Annotated in this window: 24 protein-coding genes; 22 read left to right on the plus strand and 2 right to left on the minus strand. The window is 69.2% G+C overall.

What is annotated here, in order from left to right; translation table 11 throughout:
* The first annotated feature begins 11 nt into the window (after window positions 1-11).
* From ruvX to ACFYO0_RS17880, 3 genes are all read left to right on the plus strand, one after another.
* Window positions 12-476, plus strand: coding sequence for a Holliday junction resolvase RuvX (gene ruvX, locus ACFYO0_RS17870; RefSeq protein WP_388676319.1), 465 nt, complete (start codon window positions 12-14; stop codon window positions 474-476).
* A 124-nt stretch (window positions 477-600) separates the two neighbouring features.
* A complete protein-coding gene (mltG, locus tag ACFYO0_RS17875; RefSeq protein ID WP_388676321.1) occupies window positions 601-2,415 on the plus strand; it encodes an endolytic transglycosylase MltG in 1,815 nt (604 codons plus the stop codon).
* A gap of 82 nt (window positions 2,416-2,497) precedes the next feature.
* Window positions 2,498-3,313 (plus strand): shikimate dehydrogenase, encoded by an 816-nt coding sequence (locus ACFYO0_RS17880; protein ID WP_388676324.1) that lies wholly within the window; start codon window positions 2,498-2,500, stop codon window positions 3,311-3,313.
* A 4-nt stretch (window positions 3,314-3,317) separates the two neighbouring features.
* Here the strand turns inward: ACFYO0_RS17880 and ACFYO0_RS17885 are convergent, their stop codons facing one another.
* Complete coding sequence (locus ACFYO0_RS17885; protein ID WP_388676326.1) at window positions 3,318-3,761, minus strand: acetyltransferase; 444 nt, start codon at window positions 3,759-3,761, stop codon at window positions 3,318-3,320.
* A gap of 338 nt (window positions 3,762-4,099) precedes the next feature.
* On the opposite strand from ACFYO0_RS17885, the gene aroC reads away from it, so the two are divergent.
* From aroC to nusB, 7 genes are all read left to right on the plus strand, one after another.
* Entirely contained in the window at window positions 4,100-5,284 is a 1,185-nt protein-coding gene (gene aroC / locus ACFYO0_RS17890; protein ID WP_388676329.1) for a chorismate synthase, read from the plus strand.
* On the plus strand, window positions 5,281-5,799 hold the full coding sequence (locus ACFYO0_RS17895; protein WP_344388086.1) for a shikimate kinase: 519 nt from the start codon (window positions 5,281-5,283) through the stop codon (window positions 5,797-5,799). Before aroC ends, ACFYO0_RS17895 begins: the two co-directional genes overlap by 4 nt.
* Window positions 5,796-6,896: a 3-dehydroquinate synthase gene (gene aroB / locus ACFYO0_RS17900; RefSeq protein ID WP_388676332.1), complete on the plus strand. Its 1,101-nt coding sequence runs from the start codon at window positions 5,796-5,798 to the stop codon at window positions 6,894-6,896. The genes ACFYO0_RS17895 and aroB overlap by 4 nt, the downstream gene beginning before the upstream one ends.
* Window positions 6,897-7,058: 162 nt before the next feature.
* Entirely contained in the window at window positions 7,059-7,946 is an 888-nt protein-coding gene (locus ACFYO0_RS17905; protein WP_388676334.1) for a Pro-rich N-terminal domain-containing protein, read from the plus strand.
* A gap of 201 nt (window positions 7,947-8,147) precedes the next feature.
* Window positions 8,148-9,263: a M24 family metallopeptidase gene (locus ACFYO0_RS17910; protein ID WP_388676337.1), complete on the plus strand. Its 1,116-nt coding sequence runs from the start codon at window positions 8,148-8,150 to the stop codon at window positions 9,261-9,263.
* A gap of 59 nt (window positions 9,264-9,322) precedes the next feature.
* Complete coding sequence (gene efp / locus ACFYO0_RS17915) at window positions 9,323-9,889, plus strand: elongation factor P (protein ID WP_149510572.1); 567 nt, start codon at window positions 9,323-9,325, stop codon at window positions 9,887-9,889.
* A 2-nt stretch (window positions 9,890-9,891) separates the two neighbouring features.
* Window positions 9,892-10,323: a transcription antitermination factor NusB gene (nusB, locus tag ACFYO0_RS17920; protein ID WP_344388093.1), complete on the plus strand. Its 432-nt coding sequence runs from the start codon at window positions 9,892-9,894 to the stop codon at window positions 10,321-10,323.
* Between the two features lie 150 nt (window positions 10,324-10,473).
* On the opposite strand, the gene bldD is transcribed toward nusB, so the two are convergent.
* Window positions 10,474-10,974 (minus strand): transcriptional regulator BldD, encoded by a 501-nt coding sequence (gene bldD / locus ACFYO0_RS17925; RefSeq protein WP_033321790.1) that lies wholly within the window; start codon window positions 10,972-10,974, stop codon window positions 10,474-10,476.
* Window positions 10,975-11,237: 263 nt separating this feature from the next.
* On the opposite strand from bldD, the gene pyrR reads away from it, so the two are divergent.
* From pyrR to coaBC, 12 genes are all read left to right on the plus strand, one after another.
* Window positions 11,238-11,810 (plus strand): bifunctional pyr operon transcriptional regulator/uracil phosphoribosyltransferase PyrR, encoded by a 573-nt coding sequence (gene pyrR, locus ACFYO0_RS17930; RefSeq protein WP_388676341.1) that lies wholly within the window; start codon window positions 11,238-11,240, stop codon window positions 11,808-11,810.
* Between the two features lie 120 nt (window positions 11,811-11,930).
* On the plus strand, window positions 11,931-12,965 hold the full coding sequence (locus ACFYO0_RS17935; RefSeq protein WP_388676343.1) for an aspartate carbamoyltransferase catalytic subunit: 1,035 nt from the start codon (window positions 11,931-11,933) through the stop codon (window positions 12,963-12,965).
* A gap of 4 nt (window positions 12,966-12,969) precedes the next feature.
* Window positions 12,970-14,256 carry a dihydroorotase gene (locus tag ACFYO0_RS17940; RefSeq protein WP_388676346.1) on the plus strand — a complete coding sequence of 429 codons (1,287 nt, stop codon included), beginning with the start codon at window positions 12,970-12,972 and terminating at the stop codon, window positions 14,254-14,256.
* A complete protein-coding gene (locus ACFYO0_RS17945; protein ID WP_388676349.1) occupies window positions 14,253-14,831 on the plus strand; it encodes a hypothetical protein in 579 nt (192 codons plus the stop codon). Before ACFYO0_RS17940 ends, ACFYO0_RS17945 begins: the two co-directional genes overlap by 4 nt.
* Window positions 14,828-15,979: a glutamine-hydrolyzing carbamoyl-phosphate synthase small subunit gene (gene carA, locus ACFYO0_RS17950; protein WP_388676351.1), complete on the plus strand. Its 1,152-nt coding sequence runs from the start codon at window positions 14,828-14,830 to the stop codon at window positions 15,977-15,979. The genes ACFYO0_RS17945 and carA overlap by 4 nt, the downstream gene beginning before the upstream one ends.
* The gene (gene carB, locus ACFYO0_RS17955) at window positions 15,972-19,280 is read left to right on the plus strand and encodes a carbamoyl-phosphate synthase large subunit (RefSeq protein ID WP_388676354.1); all 3,309 of its coding nucleotides are present in this window, start codon (window positions 15,972-15,974) and stop codon (window positions 19,278-19,280) included. Before carA ends, carB begins: the two co-directional genes overlap by 8 nt.
* A 4-nt stretch (window positions 19,281-19,284) precedes the next feature.
* Window positions 19,285-20,391 carry a quinone-dependent dihydroorotate dehydrogenase gene (locus tag ACFYO0_RS17960; protein ID WP_388676357.1) on the plus strand — a complete coding sequence of 369 codons (1,107 nt, stop codon included), beginning with the start codon at window positions 19,285-19,287 and terminating at the stop codon, window positions 20,389-20,391.
* The gene (gene pyrF, locus ACFYO0_RS17965) at window positions 20,388-21,239 is read left to right on the plus strand and encodes an orotidine-5'-phosphate decarboxylase (protein ID WP_388676360.1); all 852 of its coding nucleotides are present in this window, start codon (window positions 20,388-20,390) and stop codon (window positions 21,237-21,239) included. Before ACFYO0_RS17960 ends, pyrF begins: the two co-directional genes overlap by 4 nt.
* A gap of 300 nt (window positions 21,240-21,539) precedes the next feature.
* Window positions 21,540-21,863 (plus strand): integration host factor, encoded by a 324-nt coding sequence (locus ACFYO0_RS17970; RefSeq protein WP_005319887.1) that lies wholly within the window; start codon window positions 21,540-21,542, stop codon window positions 21,861-21,863.
* A 38-nt stretch (window positions 21,864-21,901) separates the two neighbouring features.
* On the plus strand, window positions 21,902-22,495 hold the full coding sequence (gene gmk / locus ACFYO0_RS17975) for a guanylate kinase (protein WP_386346872.1): 594 nt from the start codon (window positions 21,902-21,904) through the stop codon (window positions 22,493-22,495).
* Between the two features lie 38 nt (window positions 22,496-22,533).
* Window positions 22,534-22,806 carry a DNA-directed RNA polymerase subunit omega gene (gene rpoZ / locus ACFYO0_RS17980; protein WP_033321800.1) on the plus strand — a complete coding sequence of 91 codons (273 nt, stop codon included), beginning with the start codon at window positions 22,534-22,536 and terminating at the stop codon, window positions 22,804-22,806.
* A gap of 149 nt (window positions 22,807-22,955) precedes the next feature.
* On the plus strand, window positions 22,956-24,158 hold the full coding sequence (coaBC, locus tag ACFYO0_RS17985) for a bifunctional phosphopantothenoylcysteine decarboxylase/phosphopantothenate--cysteine ligase CoaBC (protein WP_388676363.1): 1,203 nt from the start codon (window positions 22,956-22,958) through the stop codon (window positions 24,156-24,158).
* Window positions 24,159-24,283 lie beyond the last annotated feature (125 nt).

Raw genomic sequence — 24,283 nt, forward strand, 5'->3', positions numbered from 1 at the left:
ACGAACGCGTCATGCGCCGGGGACGTCGGCTCGCCATCGACGTCGGGGACGCCCGGATCGGGGTCGCCTCGTGTGACCCCGACGGGATCCTCGCCACCCCGGTGGAAACCGTTCCGGGCCGCGACGTCCCGGCCGCCCAGCGGCGGTTGAAACAACTCGTCGAAGAGTACGAACCGATCGAGATCGTCGTCGGCCTCCCTCGATCCCTCAAGGGAGGCGAGGGCCCGGCCGCGGTCAAGGTCCGTGCCTTCGCCCAGGAATTGGCCCGCATGCTTGCCCCGGTTCCGGTCAGACTCGTGGACGAGAGGATGACCACAGTCACGGCCAGTCAGGGTCTGCGCGCCTCGGGCGTGAAATCGAAGAAGGGCAGGTCGGTCATCGACCAGGCTGCCGCCGTCATCATCCTGCAGCAGGCACTGGAATCCGAACGGGTGTCAGGTAAAGCTCCGGGTGATGGCGTCGAAGTGGTCATCTGATCGCGGTACGGTAACGTTCCGCGCGATGCGGCGGCGTTCGAATAGCCTCCGCACAGCAGAGAGGCGGATGGGAGCCGGGCCACACGCGCCGCGCGACCGCCGCCTCGCGGCTTCTAGGGGATCGATGACTGATTATGGCCGGGGCCAGGGCTCCGAACCGTGGCATCCTGAGGACCCGTTGTTCGGGGACGACGGATGGAGAGGACAGGACGGCCACGCGGCCCAGTCCTCCTACGGCGGCCAGCAGCAGCACTATTCGCAGCAGCCGCAGCAGCAGAACCAGTACGGCGACTGGGGCAACGGGCAGCAGCCCGGCTACGACCAGGGGCAGCAGCACTATGCCCAGGGACAGCAGCAGTACGGCGGCCCGGGTCAGCAGCAGTACTACGGTCAGGGCGGTCAGCAGTACCAGGGCCACAACAACGGCCAGCAGTACCAAGGCCAGAACGGCCAGCAGTACCAGGGCCAGAACGGCCAGCAGTACCAAGGCCAGGACGGCCAGCAGTACCAGGGCCAGAACGGTCAGCAGCACAACGGGGGCTGGGACACCGGGCAGCAGGGTCATGGCCAGGGGCACGGCCCGTACGGATCGGAATCCGGCGATCCGTACGGAGGCCAGCAGGCCCCGTACGGCGGTCAGCAGTCCGACTACTACGGGACTCCCGACGCGTACCCGCCCCCGCAGCCGCCGAGCCGTCGCCGGACCGAACCCGAGCCCGCGCCGCCGACCGACTGGGACCCGGGACCGGATCAGGGCGAGCACGCCTTCTTCTCGGGCGGCAGCGACGATGACGACGACTTCGACGACGATCCGTCGGACGGGAAGCGCGGCAAAGGAAAAGGCAAGGGCAAGGGGAAGACTGGCAAGAAGAGTCGCAATGGCTGCGCCTGCCTGGTCGTTTCGCTGGTCCTCGTCGGTGGTCTCGGCGGAGGCGTCTATTACGGCTACCAGTTCTACCAGAGCCGTTTCGGCGAGGCGCCGGACTATGCGGGCGACGGCACCAGCCAGACAGTGATGGTCGAGATCGCCAAGGGCTCGGGCGGCTACGAGATCGGCCAGAAGCTGAAGGCGGCGGGCGTGGTGAAGAGCGTCGACGCGTTCGTCTCCGCACAGTCGCAGAATCCCGAAGGGCAGCAGATCCAGGCCGGCGTCTATCTCCTCAGGAAGGAGATGTCCGCCGAAAGCGCCGTCAATATGATGCTCGACCCCAAGAGCCAGAACAACATGATCGTGGCGCCGGGGCAGCGCAACAGCGCGGTCTACGCGGCGATCGACAAGAGGCTTGAACTCAAAAAGGGCACCACCGCGAACGTCGCCAAGAAGGAATACCAGAGCCTCGGGCTTCCGGACTGGGCGAACAACAACGACGACATCAAGGATCCGCTGGAAGGTTTCCTTTACCCGCACACTTACGCCGCCGCAAAGGGCATGAAGCCCGAGGACGTACTGAAGAAGATGGTCGCCCAGGCCAAGGAGAAGTACGCCGAGTACGACCTTGAGGCGAAGGCCGAGAAACTCAACCTGGAGGACCCGTTGGAGGTCATCACGGTGGCGAGTCTGGTGCAGGCCGAGGGATACAACAAGAGCGACTTCGAGAAAGTCGCGAGGGTCGTCTACAACCGGCTGAAGCCGGACAACACCGAGACGTACGGGCTGCTCGACTTCGACTCCACGGTCAACTACCTGAGGGGCGAGTCCGAACTCGCCACGGGCGCTGTCGACGAGTTGCGGCAAATCAACGACCCGTACAACACCTACAAGATCAAGGGCCTGCCGCCCGGACCGATCAGCAACCCGGGTGGCGAGGCGCTGGAAGCGGCGCTCAATCCGGCCAAGGGCAACTGGTATTACTTCGTCTCGATCAGCAAGGACAAAACGCTCTTCGCCGAGACCAACGAAGAGCAGAATCGTAATCGTGAGAAGTACTTGAACGATTAGAAGGCGATGATTGAGAGATGGTCGAGGCGGCTGCCCCTGATTGGAGAATCGGAGGCAGGCAGCGAAGGGTCGAAGAGAAGCGATGACTGACGCACGTAGGGCCGCTGTTCTGGGTTCGCCCATCGCCCACTCCCTCTCCCCGGTCCTGCACCGCGCCGCCTATGCGGCGTTGGGGCTGAGCGACTGGTCGTACGACCGTTTCGAGATCGACGAGGCCGCTCTGCCCGGCTTTCTCGAGGGGCTCGGACCGGACTGGGCCGGGCTGTCGCTGACCATGCCGCTGAAGCGGACGGTGATCCCGCTGCTCGACGAGATCACCGACACAGCCGCGTCGGTGGAGGCGGTCAATACCGTGGTATTCCGGCCGGACGGACGCCGGGTCGGCGACAACACCGACATTCCGGGGCTGGTGGCGGCGCTGCACGAGCGGGGAGTGGAGAAGGTGGAGAGCGCGGCGATCCTGGGCGCCGGGGCCACCGCGTCCTCGGCGCTCGCGGCGCTGGCCCGGATCTGCACGGGCGAGGTCGCCGTGTATGTGCGCAGTGAACGGCGCGCGGCGGAGATGCGGCAATGGGGCGAGCGGCTCGGCGTCCGGGTCCGGCCCGCTGACTGGGCCGACGCCGCCCGGGCCTTCGAGGTGCCCCTGGTCGTCGCGACGACCCCCGCCGGGGGCACGGACGCCCTGGCCGAGCAGGTGCCCGAGCGCGTGGGCACGCTGTTCGACGTGCTCTACGAGCCCTGGCCCACGCCCCTCGCCGCGGCGTGGGAGGAGCGGGGCGGACAGATGCTGAGCGGCCTCGACCTGCTGGTCCACCAGGCGGTGTTCCAGTTCCGGCAGTTCACCGGCGACTCCCGGTCGCCGCTCACCGCGATGCGGGAGGCCGCTCAGCGGGGCTGACGTGTCAGCCGCACCAGCCCAGCGGGCTCGTGTACTCGGCGGTGTACGGCGACGAGGAGCTCCACCAGCGGGTCGAGCCGTAGTACTGGACGCACTTGCCCGCGGCCTTCACACGCACGGGGCCTGCGTAGGAGTTGTAGTTGCCCGAATCCTTGATCAAGCTGCCGCCCTGGACGCGAATGCCCGCGCTCACGGGGTTGCCGATCTGCTCGCCGGTGACGACGGTGACCGCGCAGTTGTAGCCGGTGGAGGAGTTGTAGAGCAGGTAAACGATTGCCTGCGGTCCCCCGGTCTCGAGGTACAGGCCCAGCTTGTGGGAGGACTGGACGTAGTAGCCCGAACCGCAGACGGTCACGGGGTTGCTCGCCGCCTGTGCCGGGCTCGTGAATGCAAGGGAGATGCCCAGCGCGGCACAGAGGGCGACGAGTGCTCTCAGAACGTGTCTCATGGTGGTGTGAGTGGTCCTCACGTATCAGATCCGGATCGAGGATCAAGGAACGGGACGCGAGGAACATACGAGACAGCGGGGCGCTCCGGCAGCTGATTTCCGGCCTATGGGCGGCAACTTCTGGCGCTCGCTCGGCTTGCGCCCGGCGTCGGCGTCCATTGATCCCGCCGCTCACGGTTGTCCGCCAGCCGGACTCGGATCGGAGGCGTCCCCGGAGCATGGGAGGATCGACACTGGCGGGCCAGGGCCGCGCACCCGGTCACGCCGTCGCCGTACGCGAGGACGCGCGTACGCACAGGCAGTACGCAGTACCAGGGCGCGAGTATCGAGGAGCACCGTTGAGCAGGTTGCGCTGGCTGACCGCGGGGGAGTCCCACGGTCCCGCACTTGTCGCGACGCTGGAGGGCCTTCCCGCCGGCGTGCCGATCACCACGGAGATGGTGGCGGACCACCTGGCACGGCGGCGCCTCGGCTATGGGCGCGGCGCGCGGATGAAGTTCGAGCGCGACGAGGTCACCTTCCTGGGCGGTGTCCGGCACGGGCTGACGCTCGGTTCGCCGGTCGCGATCATGGTGGGCAACACCGAGTGGCCCAAGTGGGAGCAGGTCATGGCGGCCGACCCCGTGGACCCGGCCGTGCTCGCCGAGCTGGCGCGCAACGCGCCGCTGACCCGGCCCCGGCCTGGTCACGCGGACCTGGCGGGCATGCAGAAGTACGGCTTCGACGAGGCCCGGCCGGTCCTTGAGCGGGCCTCCGCGCGGGAGACGGCGGCGCGGGTGGCGCTGGGTGCGGTGGCGCGCTCGTACCTGAAGGAGACGGCGGGCATCGAGATCGTCTCGCATGTCATCGAGCTGGCCGCGGCGAAGGCTCCGTACGGCGTCTACCCCAAGCCCTCCGACGTCGAGAAGCTCGACGCGGACCCGGTGCGGTGCCTGGACGAGGACGCGTCGAGGGCGATGGTCGAGGAGATCGACCAGGCTCACAAGGACGGCGACACCCTGGGCGGTGTGGTCGAGGTGCTGGCGTACGGAGTGCCGGTGGGCCTGGGCTCGCATGTGCACTGGGACCGGCGGCTGGACGCTCGACTCGCGGCCGCGCTGATGGGCATCCAGGCCATCAAGGGCGTCGAGGTCGGCGACGGCTTCGACCTCGCGCGAGTGCCGGGCTCGAAGGCGCACGACGAGATCGTGCAGACCGACGAGGGCATCAAGCGGGCCACGGGCCGTTCGGGCGGCACCGAGGGTGGACTGACCACCGGTGAACTGCTGCGCGTACGCGCCGCGATGAAGCCGATCGCGACCGTGCCGCGCGCGCTCGCCACGATCGATGTGGTGACCGGTGAGGCGACGAAGGCCCACCACCAGCGTTCGGATGTCTGCGCGGTCCCGGCGGCCGGCATCGTCGCGGAGGCGATGGTGGCGCTGGTCCTTGCGGACGCGGTGGCGGAGAAGTTCGCCGGAGACAGCGTCCCGGAGACCCGGCGCAACGTCACCTCGTACCTCGAGAACCTGGCGATCCGATGAGCGCAGGACCCGTGGTCGTACTCGTCGGGCCGATGGGCGTCGGGAAGTCGACGGTGGGCGCGCTGCTCGCGGAGCGGCTCGGCGTCGGCCACCGGGACACCGACGAGGACATCGTGGCCGCCGAGGGGCGCACCATCGCGGACATCTTCGTCGAGGAGGGCGAGCCGGCCTTCCGCGCGATCGAGAAGCGGGCGGTGCACCAGGCGCTGGCCGAGCACAAGGGCGTACTCGCCCTGGGCGGCGGCGCCATCCTCGATGCCGACACCCGGGCGCTGCTGCACGGGCTGCCGGTGGTGTACCTGTCGATGGACGTCGAGGAGGCCGCCAAGCGCACCGGGCTGAACGTGGCCCGGCCGCTGCTCGCGGTCAACCCGCGCCGCCAGTGGCGCGAGCTGATGGAGGCCCGCCGCCACCTCTACACCGAAGTCGCCCGTGCGGTCGTCGCCACCGACGACCGCACTCCGGAGGAGGTCGCCCAAGCGGTCCTCGACGCCTTGGAGTTGAAGCAGGCATGAGCGAGCAGGACCAGACGGTCACCCGGATCCAGGTCGGCGGTACGGCCGGCACCGAGCCGTACGAGGTGCTGGTGGGCCGCCAACTCCTCGGCGAACTGGGTGTGTTGATCGGCCCTCGGGCGAAGCGGGTGGCGGTCGTCCACCCGGAGGCGCTGGCCGAGACGGGCGAGGCGGTCCGGGCCGATCTGGCCGGGCAGGGCTTCGACGCGGTGGCCATCCAGGTGCCCAACGCCGAGGAGGCCAAGACGGCCGAAGTCGCCGCGTACTGCTGGAAGGCGCTCGGGCAGTCCGGCTTCACCCGCACCGACGTGATCGTCGGAGTGGGCGGCGGCTCGACCACCGACCTGGCCGGGTTCGTGGCCGCGAGCTGGCTGCGCGGGGTGCGCTGGATCGCGATCCCGACGACCGTACTGGCCATGGTGGACGCGGCGGTCGGCGGCAAGACCGGCATCAACACCGCCGAGGGCAAGAACCTGGTGGGCGCCTTCCACCCGCCCGCCGGGGTGCTCTGTGACCTGGCCGCCCTCGACTCGCTGCCGGTCAACGACTTCGTGTCCGGGCTCGCGGAAATCATCAAGGCCGGGTTCATCGCCGACCCGCGGATCCTCGAACTGATCGAGGCCGATCCGGAAGGGGCACGCGGACCGGACGGTCCGCACACCGCCGAACTCATCGAGCGCTCCATCAAGGTCAAGGCCGAGGTGGTCTCCTCCGACCTCAAGGAGTCGGGGCTGCGCGAGATCCTCAACTACGGCCACACCCTGGGCCACGCCATCGAGAAGAACGAGCGCTACCAGTGGCGGCACGGCGCGGCCGTCGCCGTCGGCATGCACTTCGCCGCCGAACTCGGCCGCCTGGCAGGCCGGTTGGACGACGAGACCGCCGACCGGCACCGCACCATCCTGCAGTCCGTGGGCCTGCCGCTGCACTACCGCTACGACCAGTGGCCCAAGTTGCTGGAGACCATGAAGGTCGACAAGAAGTCCCGAGGCGACCTGCTGCGCTTCATCGTCCTCGACGGACTTGCCAAGCCCACCGTCCTGGAGGGCCCCGATCCGGCCGTCCTGCTCGCCGCCTACGGAGAAGTGGGCGAATAGCTCCACAGGAGGCCACTTCACCCGATTTGCCTTGCGTCCAAGGGCACTTCGGACCCACCCCGGCCGTTCACCAAACGGCGGCCGGGGACGGTACCGTTCGGTAGGGAGCGGGGCAGGTGTCCCGCTGCCAGCGCCAAGAGATACGAGACGGAGTGGCACCGGATGCAGCACGCAGTGGGGTCTCCGCTGCCGCCGCCCCACCAGCCGGGGCACGAGCCGGCCGCCGGCTTTTCGTCGGCCGCGCAACACCCGGGCGCGCACTCGGGTTCCCCCGCGGGTCCCGCGCCCGTGAACCCGCCTCCGGGTTTCGCCGGACCGCCCGGACCCGCCAGGCCGCACCCTCCGGGGCACGTGCCCGTCCAGCAGCATCACGGGGCGCCCCAGCACGCGCCCGCGCCGATGCCGGACACCACGGGGCATGTGCAACTGCCGCCGGGCGGGCCCGTCGCGATGCCGAGCCCGCCGCCTGCCGCGGGTACGCCCGATCTGGCGTCCACCACGCTGGCCGTGCTGCTCATCGGGCCCGCCGGTGCCGGGAAGACGAGCGTCGCCAAGTACTGGGCCGGCCATCGGCGGGTGCCCACCGCGCACATCAGCCTTGATGACGTACGGGAATGGGTGCGCTCGGGCTTCGCGGACCCGCAGTCGGGGTGGAACGACCACTCGGAGGCGCAGTATCGTCTCGCCCGCCGAACCTGCGGCTTCGCCGCGCGCAACTTTCTTGCCAACGGAATCTCCTGCATCCTGGACGACGCCGTCTTTCCGGACCGGCCGGTCGTCGGCCTCGGCGGCTGGAAGCGGCACGTGGGGCCCGGCCTGCTGCCGGTCGTTCTCCTGCCGGGCCTGGAGATAGTTCTGGAGCGCAATGCCGAGCGCTCCGGAAATCGCCGCCTTACCGATGAGGAAGTCGCCCGCATCCATGGCCGGATGGCCGGTTGGTACGGGTCCGGGCTTCCCATCATCGACAACTCTCAGCTTGACGTTCCGACGACGGCGCGTGTGCTTGACGATGTGCTGGCGCGCTCGATTGCGAGCCCGCCGCAGTGGTGAGCGGGGGGTTTCCCCAGTCCCGCCCCTTCCCGAAACTGGGGCCGCGCCCCGGACCCCCGCCAGCGGTGGGGTGACACGTCGTGTCGCGGCTGCGGGTCCGCCGCGGGGCAAGACCAGCCACGACGGACCGGTAGCCGACCACGAACCCACCCGGCCCAATCTGAACCGGCACCATCCGCTCACCCCTCGTAGGCTCGGGTCATGTCAGAGGTGTACGCGGCCCGCCGCGAACGGCTCCGGGAGCGATGTGCAGCCAGCGGCAGCGCTACCGCGCTGGTGTCACGCCCCGCCAACGTCCGCTACCTGGCGGGCGCGGCCCCCCGCGGCGCCGTTCTCCTGCTGGGCAGCGGAACGGACCTGATGGTGTGCGCGGGCCCGCTCGGCGCTCACCCCGACGACGAGCGGCCCGACGAAGCCCTGCGGATCCAGACGCTGCCAGGAGCCGCCGACGGCCGCGGCGACCCGGCCGTCGCCGCGGCTGATCTCGCCGTGGCGCACGGCGCCGAGTCCCTCGCCGTCGAGGAACACCACCTCACCGTGGCCCGCCACAGAGCCATCCGCTCCGTGACACCCCGCCTGCGCCTCACCGACCTCGGCGGCGCCGTCGAGCAGCTGCGCGTCGTCAAGGACGAGGAGGAGATCTCCTGCCTCCGGATCGGCGCCGAGATCGCCGACCAGGCCCTGAGCGAACTCCTCGAATCGATCCTCGTCGGCCGCACCGAGCGCCACCTCGCCCTGGAGCTGGAGCGTCGCCTCGTCGACCACGGCGCCGACGGCCCGGCCTTCGCGACCTCCGTCGGCACCGGCCCGAACTCCGGGCGCCGCGGCCACCGTCCAACCGACCGACGGGTCGAGGAGGGCGACTTCCTCTCCGTGTGCCTGGGGGCGACCTACCGCGGCTATCGCTGTGAGATCGGCCGTACGTTCGTGATCGGCACCTCGCCCGCCGACTGGCAGATCGAGCTCTACGACCTCGTCTTCGCCGCCCAACGGGTCGGCCGCGAGGCGCTCATCCCCGGCGCCGAATACCGCGACGTGGACCGCGCCGCCCGCCAGGTGCTGGACTCTGCGGGGTACGGGCACGGTCTTTCTCCGCTTACCGGGCACGGTGTAGGGCTCGAAATCGATGAGGACCCTCAGCTCGCCCCCGCGGCCATGGGTAAACTGGACGCTTGCGTGCCGGTCACCGTCGAACCGGGGGTCCACCTCCCGGGCCGGGGCGGTGTCCGGATCGATGACACGCTCGTCGTACGCCCTGAGGCGGACGGCGGACCCGAGCTACTCACCATCACGACCAAGGAGCTGCTCGCGCTCTAGCCTCCGAGCTGTGCGCTTGCGCCGGGGTCGTCCACGTCAGTCCAGGAGATTCCGCAACCGTGGCTTCCACGAACGACCTCAAGAACGGCCTGGTGCTCAAGCTCGAAGGCGGCCAGCTCTGGTCCGTCGTCGAGTTCCAGCACGTCAAGCCCGGCAAGGGCCCGGCCTTCGTGCGCACCAAGCTCAAGAACGTGCTCTCCGGCAAGGTCGTCGACAAGACGTTCAACGCCGGTGTCAAGGTCGAGACGGCCACTGTCGACAAGCGCGACATGCAGTTCTCGTACATGGACGGCGAGTACTTCGTCTTCATGGACATGGAGACCTACGACCAGCTGATGGTCGACCGCAAGGCCGTCGGCGACGCCGCCAACTTCCTGATCGAGGGCTTCACCGCGACCGTCGCGCAGCACGAGGGCGAGGTGCTCTTCGTCGAGCTGCCTGCCGCCGTCGAGCTGGTGGTCCAGGAGACCGAACCGGGCGTCCAGGGCGACCGCTCCACCGGCGGCACCAAGCCCGCCACCCTGGAGACCGGCCACCAGATCAACGTGCCGCTCTTCATCACCACCGGCGAGAAGATCAAGGTCGACACCCGCACGAGCGACTACCTCGGCCGGGTGAACAGCTAACCGTGGCTGCCCGCAACACGGCCCGCAAGCGCGCCTTCCAGATCCTCTTCGAGGGCGACCAGCGCGGCGTGGACGTCCTGACGGTCCTCGCGGACTGGATCCGGCATTCCCGGACCGACACCCGGCAGCCGCCGGTGAGCGAGTACACGATGCAGCTTGTGGAGGGCTACGCCAAGCGTGTCCCGCGCATCGACGAGCTCATCGCGCAGTACGCGGTCGACTGGACGCTGGACAGGATGCCGGTGGTCGACCGCAACATCCTGCGCCTCGGCGCGTACGAGCTGATCTGGGTCGACGAGACTCCGGACGCCGTCGTCCTCGACGAGATGGTCCAGCTCGCGAAGGAGTTCTCCACGGACGAGTCCCCGGCTTTCGTGAACGGCCTTCTGGGCCGCTTCAAGGACCTCAAGCCTTCGCTGCGCCGCGACGAGTAGCGCCACAGGTCGTCACGGAGGGCCCGCAGCCTCGGCTGCGGGCCCTCCGACGTGTTCTGCGCGGGCGGCCGACACAAAGCCGCCGGGGTGGGCGGAACGCTCAGGTTCCGGCCACCCCGGCGGCACGTTTCTTCAGAGGGCTGACGCCAGTCAGCCCTCCTCGTGGGAGACCGCGCGGCGCGCGTCCGCGTCGAGGACGCCCCAGTTGATCAGCTGCTCGGTGAGGACCGAGGGGGACTGGTCGTAGATGACGGCCAGGGTGCGCAGGTCGTCCTGCCGGATCGAGAGCACCTTGCCGTTGTAGTCGCCGCGCTGGGACTGGATCGTCGCTGCGTAACGCTGCAGGGGGCCCGCCTTCTCGGCCGGGACGTGGGCCAGTCGCTCCAGGTCCAGGACCAGCTTCGGCGGCGGCTCGGCGGCGCCGCCCGGTGTGGTGCCCGGCAGCAGCTCCTGTACCGGAACGCCGTAGAAGTCCGCCAGCTCGGCGAGGCGCTGTACGGTCACGGCGCGGTCGCCGCGCTCGTAAGAACCGACCACGACCGCCTTCCAGCGGCCCTGGGACTTCTCCTCAACGCCGTGGAGGGAAAGGCCCTGCTGGGTACGGATCGCGCGGAGCTTGGCCCCGAGCTGTTTGGCGTATTCGCTGGACATATAGCTCCCCGGACACTGATCGACGTGCGGTTTTGCCGCGCGGCTGGTGACTCACTGTGAGGTTACGCAGCGTTACTCTTCCCCGTCAAGCCGAATGGTCCCGCCCGCCCCATCCGTGCGACCCCCGGAGAAGTGACGTCAGGTGGTGCAGGAGTGACTGCAGGGGGGTGATCAGGGCCGTTGCCGGGCTGGTACCGTTGTTGGCGCAATTCCGACGTCCTTTAAGGTCCGTCCCGTGAGGCGGAGAAGGAGGTCCGTCTCGTATGGACACACATCAGTCCGAATCCCGGGCCGTGCTCGAAGGCCCCGACATCGCGCGGGTGTTGACCCGCATCGCCCACGAGATCGTCGAGCGCGCCAAGGGCGCCGACGACGTGGTGCTTCTCGGCATTCCGACCCGGGGCGTCTTCCTCGCCCAGCGGCTCGCCGCCAAGCTCGAGGAGATCACCGACCGCAAGATCCCGGTGGGCTCACTCGACATCACCATGTACCGCGACGACCTGCGCATGCACCCGCCGCGTGCGCTGGCCCGCACCGACATCCCGGCCGACGGCATCGACGGCCGGCTGGTCGTCCTCGTCGACGACGTGCTCTTCTCCGGCCGCACCATCCGCGCAGCGCTCGACGCGCTGAACGACATCGGCCGTCCGCGCGCCGTGCAGCTCGCGGTCCTCGTCGACCGGGGCCATCGAGAACTCCCGATCCGCGCCGACTATGTCGGCAAGAACCTCCCCACGTCGTTGCGGGAGACGGTCAAGGTCCAGCTCGCCGAGGAGGACGGTCGCGACACCGTGCTGCTCGGCGCGAAGCAGCCCGCACCGGGCGCGCAGCAGTAGCACTCCGGCGTACGTCCCTGCGTAAGCCCCCGAGCGCGCCCTTGCGTGCCTGCCTGCCCGGTTGCGACCTCCCGCCGGGCCCTCGCCTCCCGAACTGAACTGCCTTACGGAGCCTGACAGATGCAGCGTCATCTCATCTCGGCCGCCGACCTCACCCGCGACGACGCCGTCCTGATCCTCGACACCGCCGAGGAGATGGCCCGGGTCGCCGACCGGCCGATCAAGAAGCTGCCGACCCTGCGCGGCCGCACCGTAGTCAACCTCTTCTTCGAAGACTCGACCCGTACCAGGATCTCGTTCGAGGCCGCCGAGAAGCGCCTCTCCGCGGATGTGATCAACTTCACCGCCAAGGGGTCCAGTGTCTCCAAGGGCGAGTCCTTGAAGGACACCGCCCAGACCCTGGAGGCGATGGGCGTCGACGCCGTCGTCATCCGGCACGGCGCGTCCGGAGCCCCGTACCGCCTCGCGACCTCCGGCTGGATCGACGCCGCCGTCATCAACGCCGGCGACGGCACCCACCAGCACCCCACCCAGGCCCTGCTCGACGCCTTCACGATGCGCCGCCGCCTCGTCGGACGGGACGCCGGGCTCGGGCAGGACCTCGACGGCAAGCGCATCACGATCGTCGGCGACATCCTGCACGGCCGGGTCGCCCGCTCGAACGTCGACCTGCTGCACACTCTCGGCGCCCAGGTCACCCTCGTCGCCCCGCCCACCCTGCTGCCGGTCGGCGTGGAGACCTGGCCCTGCGAGGTGTCGTACGACCTCGACAGCACGCTGCCCAAGTCCGACGCGGTGATGATGCTGCGCGTCCAGCGCGAGCGGATGAACGCGGCCTTCTTCCCGACCGAGCGCGAGTACTCGCGGCGTTACGGCCTCGACGGCGACCGTATGGCGCGGATGCCCGAGCACGCCATCGTCATGCACCCCGGGCCGATGGTCCGCGGCATGGAGATCACCGCCGAGGTCGCCGACTCCGACCGTTGTACCGCCATCGAGCAGGTCGCCAACGGCGTCTCGATCCGCATGGCGGTCCTGTACCTGCTCCTGGGCGGCAATGAGCCCGCCGTCACCCACAGCCGCCCGCCCGTCTCCCACCACCACCCTTCCGACGAGCGCTCCGCGCACACCATTTCTGCGGACGAGGAGAAGTAAGACAATGAGCAAGATCTTGATTCGTGGTGCGAAGGTGCTCGGCGGCGAGCCGCAGGACGTCCTGATCGACGGCGACACCATCGGGGAGGTCGGTGCCGGACTTCCCGCCGAGGGAGCCGAGGTCGTGGAGGCCGAAGGCAAGGTGCTTCTTCCGGGCCTCGTCGACCTCCACACCCACCTGCGCGAACCCGGGCGTGAGGACTCCGAGACCGTCCTGACCGGTACGCGGGCTGCCGCGAGCGGCGGTTACACGGCCGTGTTCGCCATGGCCAACACCTTCCCGGTCGCCGACACCGCCGGTGTGGTCGAGCAGGTCTACCGGCTGGGCCAGCAGCACGGCTACTGCGATGTGCAGCCCATCGGGGCCGTCACCGTCGGCCTGGAGGGCAAGAAGCTCGCCGAACTGGGGGCCATGCACGAGTCGGCGGCCGGCGTCACCGTCTTCTCCGACGACGGCAAGTGCGTGGACGACGCTGTGATCATGCGGCGGGCGCTGGAGTACGTGAAGGCCTTCGGCGGTGTCGTGGCCCAGCATGCGCAGGAGCCGCGGCTGACCGAGGGCGCCCAGATGAACGAGGGCGTGGTCTCGGCCGAGTTGGGGCTCGGCGGCTGGCCCGCTGTCGCCGAGGAGTCGATCATCGCGCGCGATGTGCTGCTCGCCGAGCACGTGCACTCCCGGGTGCACATCTGCCATCTGTCGACCGCGGGCTCGGTGGAGATCGTGCGCTGGGCCAAGTCCCGCGGCATCGACGTGACCGCCGAGGTCACCCCGCACCACCTGCTCCTCACCGATGAGCTGGTCCGCTCGTACGACCCGGTCTACAAGGTCAACCCGCCCCTGCGCACCGAGCGCGACGTGATGGCCCTGCGCGAGGCGCTCGCCGACGGCACGATCGACATCGTCGCCACCGACCACGCCCCGCACCCGCACGAGGACAAGGACTGCGAGTGGGCCGCGGCGGCCATGGGCATGGTCGGCCTGGAGACCGCGCTGTCCGTCGTCCAGCAGACGATGGTCGACAGCGGGCTGCTCGACTGGGCCGGCGTCGCGGACCGCATGTCCTTCAAGCCCGCCCGGATCGGCCGGGCGACGGGACACGGCCGTCCCGTCTCGGCAGGTGAGCCCGCCAACCTCACGCTGGTCGATCCGGAATACCGTGGGACCGTGGACCCCACGGGCTTCGCGTCGCGCAGCCGCAACACTCCGTACGAGGGTCGTGAGCTGCCGGGCCGTGTCACACACACATGGCTGCGGGGCCGCGCCACGCTCGTCGACGGGAAGCTCGCGTGACACCACTGACGCAACTGACGTACGCCGCGGAACAGAAGTCGGCGGAAGTGACCGACTGGGCCGCCCGCATCGGCTGGCTCGTGGGCCTCGCACTCTTCGTCGCCCTCGTCTACTGGCTGATGCGCGAGGGCTGGAAGTGGCGCGGCACCCTCCAGGGCGACCTGCCCGAGCTGCCCCAGGCCCCGGACGAGCCCGGTCCGGTGAAGCTGACATTGAGCGGCCGCTACCACGGCTCCACCACCGCCGGTCAGTGGCTCGACCGCATCGTGGCGCACGGTCTGGGCACCCGCAGCCGGGTCGAACTCACGCTGACGGACGCGGGCCTTGATGTCGTACGCCCTGGTGCGGCCGACTTCTTCGTGCCTCTTGAGGCGTTGCGCGAGGCCCGGCTCGACAAGGGCATCGCGGGCAAGGTCCTCACCGAGGGCGGCCTGCTGGTCGTCACCTGGGAGCACGGCGACAGGCTGCTCGACTCCGGGTTCCGCTCCGACCACGCGGCCGAGCACAACGAGTGGGTCGAGACCCTGAACAAGATGATCAACAAGGACAGCAACAAGACGGAAGGCGCACGATGACCACCTCCACCCGGGGAGCTTCCAGAACTCCCGCCGTACTCGTCCTGGAGGACGGCCGGATCTTCCGCGGCCGCGCCTACGGGGCCGTGGGGGTGACCTTCGGAGAGGCCGTCTTCTCCACCGGGATGACCGGCTACCAGGAGACCCTCACCGACCCCTCGTACCACCGCCAGGTCGTCGTGATGACCGCCCCGCACGTCGGCAACACCGGCGTCAACGACGAGGACCCCGAGTCGAAGCGGATCTGGGTCGCCGGCTATGTAGTACGCGACCCCGCGCGCTTGCCCTCGAACTGGCGCTCCCGGCGCTCGCTGGACGCGGAACTCGCCGAGCAGGGCGTGGTCGGGATCTCCGGCATCGACACACGGGCGCTCACCCGCCACCTGCGCGAGCGCGGTGCCATGCGCGTCGGCATCTTCTCCGGGGACGCGCTGCCCGACGAGGGCACCATGCTCGCCGAGGTGCGCCAGGCGCCCGAGATGAAGGGCGCCAGCCTCTTCGAGGAGGTCGCCACGACGGAGGCATACGTCGTTCCCGCCCTCGGCGAGAAGAAGTTCACCGTCGCCGCCGTGGACCTCGGCATCAAGGGCATGACCCCGCACCGCATGGCCGAGCGCGGCATAGAGGTGCATGTGCTGCCCGCCACCGCGACCGCCGAGGACATCTACGCGGTCGGCCCGGACGGCGTCTTCTTCTCCAACGGTCCCGGCGACCCGGAGAAGGCCGACCACCCGGTCTCGGTGATGCGCGCCGTCCTCGAGCGGAAGACCCCGCTCTTCGGCATCTGCTTCGGCAACCAGATCCTGGGCCGCGCGCTCGGCTTCGGCACGTACAAACTGAAGTACGGCCACCGAGGCATCAACCAGCCCGTCCAGGACCGTACGACCGGCAAGGTCGAGGTCACCGCGCACAACCACGGTTTCGCCGTCGACGCGCCGCTCGACCGCGTCAGCGACACCCCCTACGGGCGCGCCGAGGTCTCGCACGTCTGCCTGAACGACCAGGTCGTCGAAGGGCTCCAGCTGCTCGACCAGCCGGCGTTCAGCGTCCAGTACCACCCCGAGGCGGCGGCGGGCCCGCACGACGCGGCCTACCTGTTCGACCGCTTCGTAGAGCTCATGGCAGAAAAGGGAGCCCAGCGTGCCTAAGCGCACCGATATCCAGTCCGTCCTGGTCATCGGCTCCGGCCCGATCGTCATCGGCCAGGCCGCCGAGTTCGACTACTCCGGCACCCAGGCCTGCCGCGTCCTCAAGGCCGAGGGCCTCAGGGTCATCCTCGTCAACTCCAACCCCGCGACGATCATGACCGACCCGGAGATCGCCGACGCGACGTATGTCGAGCCGATCACCCCGGAGTTCGTCGAGAAGATCATCGCCAAGGAGCGGCCGGACGCCCTGCTGCCCACGCTGGGTGGCCAGACGGCCCTCAACACGGCCATCTCGCTGCACGAGGCCGGGACGCTCGACGAGTACGGCGTCGAGCTGATCGGCGCCAACGTCGAGGCGATCAACAAGGGCGAGGACCGCGATCTCTTCAAGGAGGTCGTGGACGCGGTGAAGGAGAAGATCGGGCACGGCGAGTCCGCCCGTTCGGTGATCTGCCACTCCATGGACGACGTCCTCAAGGGTGTGGAGACGCTCGGCGGCTACCCCGTCGTCGTCCGGCCCTCCTTCACCATGGGTGGCGCCGGTTCCGGCTTCGCGCACAACGAGGACGAGCTGCGCCGCATCGCCGGCCAGGGGCTCACTCTCTCTCCGACCACCGAGGTACTCCTGGAGGAGTCGATCCTCGGTTGGAAGGAGTACGAGCTGGAGCTGATGCGCGACAAGCACGACAACGTCGTGGTCGTCTGCTCCATCGAGAACTTCGACCCCATGGGCGTGCACACCGGCGACTCGATCACCGTCGCCCCGGCGATGACGCTCACCGACCGCGAGTACCAGATCCTGCGCGACATCGGCATCGCGGTCATCCGCGAGGTCGGCGTCGACACCGGCGGCTGCAACATCCAGTTCGCGGTGAACCCCGAGGACGGCCGGGTCATCGTCATCGAGATGAACCCTCGCGTGTCCAGGTCGTCCGCCCTCGCTTCCAAGGCGACCGGCTTCCCGATCGCCAAGATCGCCGCGAAGCTCGCCGTCGGCTACACCCTGGACGAGATCCCGAACGACATCACCGAGAAGACACCGGCGTCCTTCGAGCCGACGCTCGACTACGTCGTCGTGAAGGCGCCGCGCTTCGCCTTCGAGAAGTTCCCGCAGGCCGACTCGACGCTGACGACGACCATGAAGTCGGTCGGCGAGGCCATGGCCATCGGCCGCAACTTCACCGAGGCGCTGCAGAAGGCGTTGCGGTCGCTGGAGAAGAAGGGCTCGCAGTTCACGTTCGTCGGCGAGCCCGGGGACAAAGCGGCCCTCCTGGAGGAGGCGATCCGGCCGACCGACGGGCGGATCAACTGTGTCATGCAGGCCATCCGCGCGGGCGCGACCCAGGAGGAGGTCTTCGAGGCGACGAAGATCGACCCGTGGTTCGTCGACCAGCTGTTCCTCATCAAGGAGCTCGCGGACGAGCTGGCCGCCGCCGACAAGCTGGACCCGTCGCTGCTGGCGGAAGCCAAGCGCCACGGCTTCTCCGACGCCCAGATCGCCGAGATCCGTGGCCTGCGCGAGGACGTCGTCCGCGAGGTCCGCCACGCGCTGGGCGTGCGCCCGGTCTACAAGACGGTCGACACCTGCGCCGCCGAGTTCGCGGCGAAGACGCCGTACTTCTACTCCTCGTACGACGAGGAGAGCGAGGTCGCCCCCCGCGAGAAGCCCGCGGTGATCATCCTGGGCTCCGGCCCGAACCGCATCGGCCAGGGCATCGAGTTCGACTACTCCTGCGTCCACGCGTCCTTCGCGCTGAGCGACGCCGGGTACGAGACCGTGATGGTCAACTGCAACCCGGAGACCGTCTCCACGGACTACGACACCTCCGACCGGCTGTACTTCGAGCCGCTCACCCTGGAAGACGTGCTGGAAATCGTCCACGCGGAGACGCTGGCCGGGCCGATCGCGGGCGTCGTCGTGCAGCTCGGCGGCCAGACCCCGCTGGGTCTGTCGCAGGCGCTGAAGGACAACGGCGTCCCGGTGGTGGGCACGCCGCCCGAGGCGATCCACGCCGCCGAGGACCGCGGCGCCTTCGGCCAGGTGCTCGCCCAAGCGGGGCTGCCGGCTCCCAAGCACGGCACCGCGACGACCTTCGCGGGCGCCAAGGCCATCGCGGACGAGATCGGTTACCCCGTCCTCGTACGGCCCTCGTACGTGCTCGGCGGGCGGGGCATGGAGATCGTGTACGACGAGACGCGACTGGAGGTGTACATCGCCGAGTCGACCGAGATCTCCCCGTCGCGCCCGGTCCTCGTCGACCGTTTCCTCGATGACGCGATCGAGATCGACGTGGACGCGCTCTACGACGGCCACGAGCTGTACCTCGGCGGCGTCATGGAGCACATCGAGGAAGCCGGGATCCACTCCGGCGACTCGGCGTGCGCGCTGCCGCCGATCACGCTGGGCGGCTTCGACATCAAGCGGCTGCGGGCCTCGACCGAGGCCATCGCAAAGGGGGTTGGCGTCCGCGGACTGATCAACATCCAGTTCGCGATGGCGGGGGACATCCTGTACGTCCTCGAAGCCAACCCGCGTGCCTCGCGCACCGTCCCCTTCACCTCCAAGGCGACCGCGGTGCCGCTCGCGAAGGCTGCCGCCCGGATCTCGCTGGGCGCGACCATCGCCGAACTGCGTGCCGAGGGACTGCTCCCGGCGAGCGGCGACGGCGGCACACTGCCGCTGGACGCGCCGATCTCCGTCAAGGAGGCCGTCATGCCGTGGTCGCGCTTCCGGGACATCCACGGGCGCGGCGTCGACACCATCCTCGGCCCGGAGATGCGCTCGACCGGTGAAGTCATGGGCATCGACTCGGTGTTCGGCACGGCGTACGCCAAGTCGCAGGCGGGCGCGTACGGTCCGCTGCCGACCAAGGGCCGCGCCTTCATCTCCGTGGCGAACCGCGACAAGCGCTCGATGATCTTCCCGGCGCGTGAACTGGTCGCTCACGGCTTCGAGTTGCTCGCCACGTCCGGCACGGCCGAGGTGCTCAAGCGCAACGGCATCAACGCCACCGTCGTCCGCAAGCAGAGCGAAGGCACCGGCCCGAACGGCGAGCGGACGATCGTCCAGCTCATCCATGAGGGCGAGGTCGATCTGATCGTCAACACGCCGTACGGCACCGGTGGCCGGCTCGACGGCTACGACATCCGTACGGCCGCCGTGGCCCGCTCCGTGCCCTGCCTGACGACGGTGCAGGCGCTCGCCGCCGCCGTCCAGGGCATCGACGCGCTCAACCACGGGGACGTGGGCGTCCGCTCGCTCCAGGAACACGCGGAGCACCTCACGGCGGGCCGGGACTGACGCCATGTACCGACTGTTCTTCAGTTTGCTCTTCAAACGGATGGACCCGGAGCGGGCCCATCACCTGGCCGTCGCCTGGATCCGCCTCGCCGCCCGCCTCCCTGTGCTGCGTACGTTCATCGCGGCGGCTCTCGCCCCACGCCACAAGGAGCTGCGCACCGAGGCCTTCGGGCTGCGGATGCACGGGCCGTTCGGGCTCGCGGCCGGTTTCGACAAGAACGCGATCGCGGTCGACGGGATGTCGATGCTCGGCTTCGACCACGTCGAGATCGGCACGGTCACGGGGGAGCCGCAGCCCGGCAACCCCCGTAAGCGGCTGTTCCGGCTCGTCCCGGACCGGGCGCTGATCAACCGCATGGGGTTCAACAACGAGGGCTCTGCGGCCGTGGCGGAGCGCCTGGCGGGCCGCGAGGCGGTCTTCAGGACCGTCGTGGGCGTCAACATCGGCAAGACCAAGGTCGTACCTGAGGGTGAGGCGGTCGGCGACTATGTGAAGTCGACGCAGCGGCTTGCCCCGTACGCCGACTACTTGGTGGTCAACGTTTCCTCGCCGAACACGCCGGGCCTGCGGAATCTGCAGGCGGTGGACCATCTGCGGCCGCTGCTCAGCGCCGTCCGCGAGGCCGCCGACCAGGCCGTGACCGAGCGCCGCGTCCCGCTGCTGGTGAAGATCGCCCCCGATCTCGCCGACGAGGACATCGACGCCGTCGCCGACCTCGCCGTGGAGCTCGGCCTGGACGGGATCATCGCCACGAACACGACCATCGCGCGCGACGGGCTCGGTTTGGCATCCGAGCCCTCCCTCGTGAAGGAGACCGGTGGCCTCTCCGGTGCGCCACTGAAATCGCGCTCCCTGGAGGTGCTGCGTCGCCTCTACGCGCGCGTGGGCGACGACATCACGCTTGTGGGCGTCGGCGGCATCGAGAACGCCGAGGACGCCTGGCAGCGCATCCTGGCCGGCGCCACCCTGGTTCAGGGCTACAGCGCCTTCATCTACGAGGGCCCCTTCTGGAGCCGCGCGATCCACAAGGGGCTCGCGGCACGCCTGCGCACCAGTCCGTACGCCACCCTTGCCGACGCGGTCGGCGCCGACGTGAAGGAACCCGCGTGAACCTGGAACCCTTCGGTACGCGCCTTCGCCGCGCCATGGACGAGCGCGGTCCGCTGTGCGTCGGCATCGACCCGCATGCCTCGCTGCTCAGCGACTGGGGCCTGAACGACGACATCGCGGGCCTGGAGCGCTTCAGCCGCACCGTCGTGGAGGCGCTGGCCGACCGGGTCGCCGTACTGAAGCCGCAGAGCGCGTTCTTCGAGCGCTTCGGGTCGCGCGGTATCGCCGTACTGGAGAAGTCGGTGGAGGAGGCACGGGCCGCCGGGGCGCTCGTCGTCATGGACGCCAAGCGTGGCGACATCGGCTCGACCATGGCCGCGTACGCCTCCGCCTTCCTGGAGAAGGGTTCGCCGCTTTTCTCGGACGCGCTGACCGTTTCCCCGTATCTCGGCTACGGATCGCTGAAGCCTGCCGTCGAGCTCGCGCGCGGGAGCGGTGCCGGGCTGTTCGTGCTCGCGCTCACCTCCAACCCGGAGGGCGGCGAGGTGCAGCACGCGGTACGGCCCGACGACGCGGCCCGCAGGAACGTCGGCGCCACCATGCTCGCGCACCTCGCCGAGGAGAACGCGGGGGAGGCCCCCATGGGCTCCTTCGGCGCGGTCGTGGGCGCCACGCTGGGCGACCTCTCCTCGTACGACCTCGACATGAACGGGCCGCTCCTCGCGCCCGGCATCGGCGCCCAGGGAGCGACCCCCGCCGATCTTCCGGGCGTCTTCGGGGCGGCGGTGCGTCGTGTGGTTCCGAACGTCAGCCGGGGTGTTCTGCGTCACGGACCCGATGCCGGTGCACTACGCGCGTCCGCGGGCCGGTTCGCGGAGGACATCAGGGCCGCCGTGGCGGCGGTCTAGCGTCTCTGGCGCCTCTTCGGTGAGGTCCTCGTGGACGTCCCACGTCTGAATACATCCTCAAATCCGGAGCGTTATGTGCCAAATGTCGGGTTCAATGGAGGCTGACCAGGACTTTTCCGCTGTTCTCGCTGACTCCGGCGGACAAGGCCGCTAGTCTCCGACGAGTGGGGGCACCTCCCACGCTTTTAAGGCAGTGGGGGAGGACGGGCAAGAAGCGTTGCTCGTTGCTCCCCAGGTGTGGGGCGACTAGGTTCCTCACCGGTCCGTATCCGACAGTTCGACATCCGAGGTGACGTAGGCGTGGCTCTTCCGCCCCTTACCCCTGAACAGCGCGCAGCCGCGCTCGAAAAGGCCGCCGCGGCTCGCCGGGAGCGGGCCGAGGTCAAGAATCGACTCAAGCACTCCGGCGCCTCCCTTCACGAGGTCATCAAGCAGGGCCAGGAGAACGACGTCATCGGCAAGATGAAGGTCTCCGCTCTCCTGGAGTCCCTGCCGGGCGTGGGCAAGGTCCGCGCCAAGCAGATCATGGAGCGACTCGGGATCTCCGAGAGCCGCCGCGTGCGTGGCCTCGGCTCCAACCAGATCGCGTCTCTTGAGCGCGAGTTCGGCGGCGGTGCCGCCTGACGTTCTCGGGCACTCCTGAGAACCTGGATAATCGCTGCATGGCTGCAACATCCCGGGGGACGACCCCCGTACCCCCGGAATCACGTCCGCGGCTGACCGTGCTCTCCGGCCCCTCCGGGGTCGGCAAGAGCACGGTCGTCGCTCATATGCGCAAGGAACACCCCGAGGTCTGGCTCTCGGTCTCGGCGACGACCCGTAAGCCGCGTCCCGGTGAGAAGCATGGCGTCCAGTACTTCTTCGTCAGCGACGAGGAAATGGACAAGCTGATCGCCAACGGAGAGCTTCTCGAGTGGGCGGAGTTCGCCGGCAACCGCTATGGCACCCCGCGGGGCGCCGTGATGGAGCGGCTGGAGTCCGGCGAACCCGTCCTGCTGGAGATCGACCTCCAGGGCGCTCGTCTGGTCCGCGAGTCGATGCCCGAGGCCCAGCTGGTGTTCCTGGCTCCGCCCTCCTGGGAGGAGCTGGTGCGCAGACTCACCGGGCGGGGCACCGAGCCGCCCGAGGTGATCGAGCGCCGACTGGCCGCCGCGAAGGTAGAGCTGGCGGCCGAGTCGGAGTTCGATGTCACCCTGGTCAACACCTCCGTCGAGGACGTGGCGCGTGAGCTGCTAGCCTTGATGGACGTAGTGTGATCGTTTTCGATCTCATCCCATCTTTCGGAAGGTAGAGCGTGTCCTCTTCCATTGCCGCGCCCGAGGGCATCATCAACCCCCCGATCGACGAGCTCCTCGAGGCCACCGACTCGAAGTACAGCCTCGTGATCTACGCGGCCAAGCGGGCCCGTCAGATCAACGCGTACTACTCGCAGCTCGGCGAGGGTCTCCTCGAGTACGTCGGTCCGCTCGTGGACACACACGTCCACGAGAAGCCGCTCTCGATCGCCCTGCGCGAGATCAACGCGGGCCTGCTGACGTCCGAGGCCGTTGAGGGCCCGGCGCAGTAGGCAGCACGCGGTAGGCGTCGCACAGTAAGTGGTATCTGCAGATCGCAGCAGGCTTTTCCACAGGCCCGGCAGCCCGGCTGTCGGGCCTGTGGTGTGTCATGAGTACGTACACGTTTGCAGGCGCAGGTGAGCCGAGCCGGGGAGAGACCGTGGACAAGCCGAAGGTCGTGCTGGGAGTCAGCGGCGGCATCGCCGCGTACAAGGCGTGCGAGCTGCTCCGCCGGCTGACCGAGTCGGGGCACGACGTACGGGTCGTGCCGACCGAGTCGGCGCTCCACTTCGTCGGCGCCGCCACCTGGTCCGCGCTCTCCGGCCACTCCGTCTCGACCGAGGTCTGGTCCGATGTGCACGAAGTCCCGCACGTCCGCATCGGCCAGGAGGCCGACCTGGTGGTCGTGGCCCCCGCCACCGCGGACATGCTGGCGAAGGCGGCGCACGGCCTGGCCGACGACCTGCTGACCAACACCCTGCTCACCGCCCGCTGCCCGGTGGTCTTCGCCCCGGCCATGCACACCGAGATGTGGGAGCACCCGGCCACCCAGGAGAACGTCGCGACGCTGCGCCGCCGCGGTGCCGTCGTCATCGAGCCCGCCGTGGGCCGTCTGACGGGCGTCGACACGGGCAAGGGCCGGCTGCCGGAGCCCGGCGAGATCTTCGAGACCTGCCGCCGGGTGCTGGCGCGCGGGGCTGTCGCCCCCGATCTGGCGGGCCGCCATGTCGTGGTCAGCGCCGGCGGTACACGCGAGCCGCTCGACCCGGTGCGCTTCCTCGGAAACCGCTCCTCCGGCAAGCAGGGGTACGCTCTCGCGCGCACCGCTGCGGCCCGGGGTGCCCGGGTCACTCTGATCGCCGCGAACACCGGGATGCCGGACCCGGCGGGCGTGGACGTGGTGTCGGTCGGCACGGCCGTCCAGTTGCGCGAGGCGGTGCTGAAGGCCGCCGCGGACGCCGACGCGGTGGTGATGGCGGCCGCGGTCGCGGACTTCCGTCCGGCCGTGTACGCGGCCGGAAAGATCAAGAAGAAGGACGACCAGGGCCCGGATCCGATCACCCTGGTGCGTAATCCCGACATCCTCGCCGAGATATCCACCGAGCGCGCCCGCCCCGGTCAGGTGATCGTCGGCTTCGCCGCCGAGACGGACGACGTCCTCGCCAACGGGCGGACGAAGCTGGAGCGCAAAGGATGCGATCTCCTCGTCGTGAACGAGGTGGGGGAGCGCAAGACCTTCGGCTCCGAGGAGAACGAAGCGGTCGTACTCGGCGCCGACGGCAGTGAGACCCCCGTGCCGTACGGGCCCAAGGAAGTCCTGGCCGAGACGGTGTGGGATCTCGTGGCGCGACGCCTGGAGTGATGCCTGCTTCGTTCCGTCGGAGCAGTCTTTGCCGGCTTCAAAAACCGGCGAATTCGTGCTGGGAAAGCTGGCGGAGACAGAGCGTCGTTGGGCAGAATGCCCGTGCCGCAGGTCACAGGTCTTCC

Origin of the sequence: Streptomyces sp. NPDC006365, assembly GCF_042870755.1 — a bacterium.
GTDB classification, from domain to species: Bacteria; Actinomycetota; Actinomycetes; order Streptomycetales; family Streptomycetaceae; genus Streptomyces; species Streptomyces xiangluensis.

Bases quoted from the DNA above. Each gene is read 5' to 3' on its own strand.
- ruvX (WP_388676319.1), top strand. From the start codon at position 12: ATGCGCCGGGGACGTCGGCTCGCCATCGACGTCGGGGACGCCCGGATC.
- mltG (WP_388676321.1), top strand. From the start codon at position 601: ATGACTGATTATGGCCGGGGCCAGGGCTCCGAACCGTGGCATCCTGAG.
- ACFYO0_RS17880 (WP_388676324.1), top strand. From the start codon at position 2,498: ATGACTGACGCACGTAGGGCCGCTGTTCTGGGTTCGCCCATCGCCCAC.
- ACFYO0_RS17885 (WP_388676326.1), bottom strand. From the start codon at position 3,761: ATGAGACACGTTCTGAGAGCACTCGTCGCCCTCTGTGCCGCGCTGGGC.
- ACFYO0_RS17895 (WP_344388086.1), top strand. From the start codon at position 5,281: ATGAGCGCAGGACCCGTGGTCGTACTCGTCGGGCCGATGGGCGTCGGG.
- aroB (WP_388676332.1), top strand. From the start codon at position 5,796: ATGAGCGAGCAGGACCAGACGGTCACCCGGATCCAGGTCGGCGGTACG.
- ACFYO0_RS17905 (WP_388676334.1), top strand. From the start codon at position 7,059: ATGCAGCACGCAGTGGGGTCTCCGCTGCCGCCGCCCCACCAGCCGGGG.
- ACFYO0_RS17910 (WP_388676337.1), top strand. From the start codon at position 8,148: ATGTCAGAGGTGTACGCGGCCCGCCGCGAACGGCTCCGGGAGCGATGT.
- bldD (WP_033321790.1), bottom strand. From the start codon at position 10,974: ATGTCCAGCGAATACGCCAAACAGCTCGGGGCCAAGCTCCGCGCGATC.
- pyrR (WP_388676341.1), top strand. From the start codon at position 11,238: ATGGACACACATCAGTCCGAATCCCGGGCCGTGCTCGAAGGCCCCGAC.
- ACFYO0_RS17935 (WP_388676343.1), top strand. From the start codon at position 11,931: ATGCAGCGTCATCTCATCTCGGCCGCCGACCTCACCCGCGACGACGCC.
- ACFYO0_RS17940 (WP_388676346.1), top strand. From the start codon at position 12,970: ATGAGCAAGATCTTGATTCGTGGTGCGAAGGTGCTCGGCGGCGAGCCG.
- carA (WP_388676351.1), top strand. From the start codon at position 14,828: ATGACCACCTCCACCCGGGGAGCTTCCAGAACTCCCGCCGTACTCGTC.
- ACFYO0_RS17960 (WP_388676357.1), top strand. From the start codon at position 19,285: ATGTACCGACTGTTCTTCAGTTTGCTCTTCAAACGGATGGACCCGGAG.
- gmk (WP_386346872.1), top strand. From the start codon at position 21,902: ATGGCTGCAACATCCCGGGGGACGACCCCCGTACCCCCGGAATCACGT.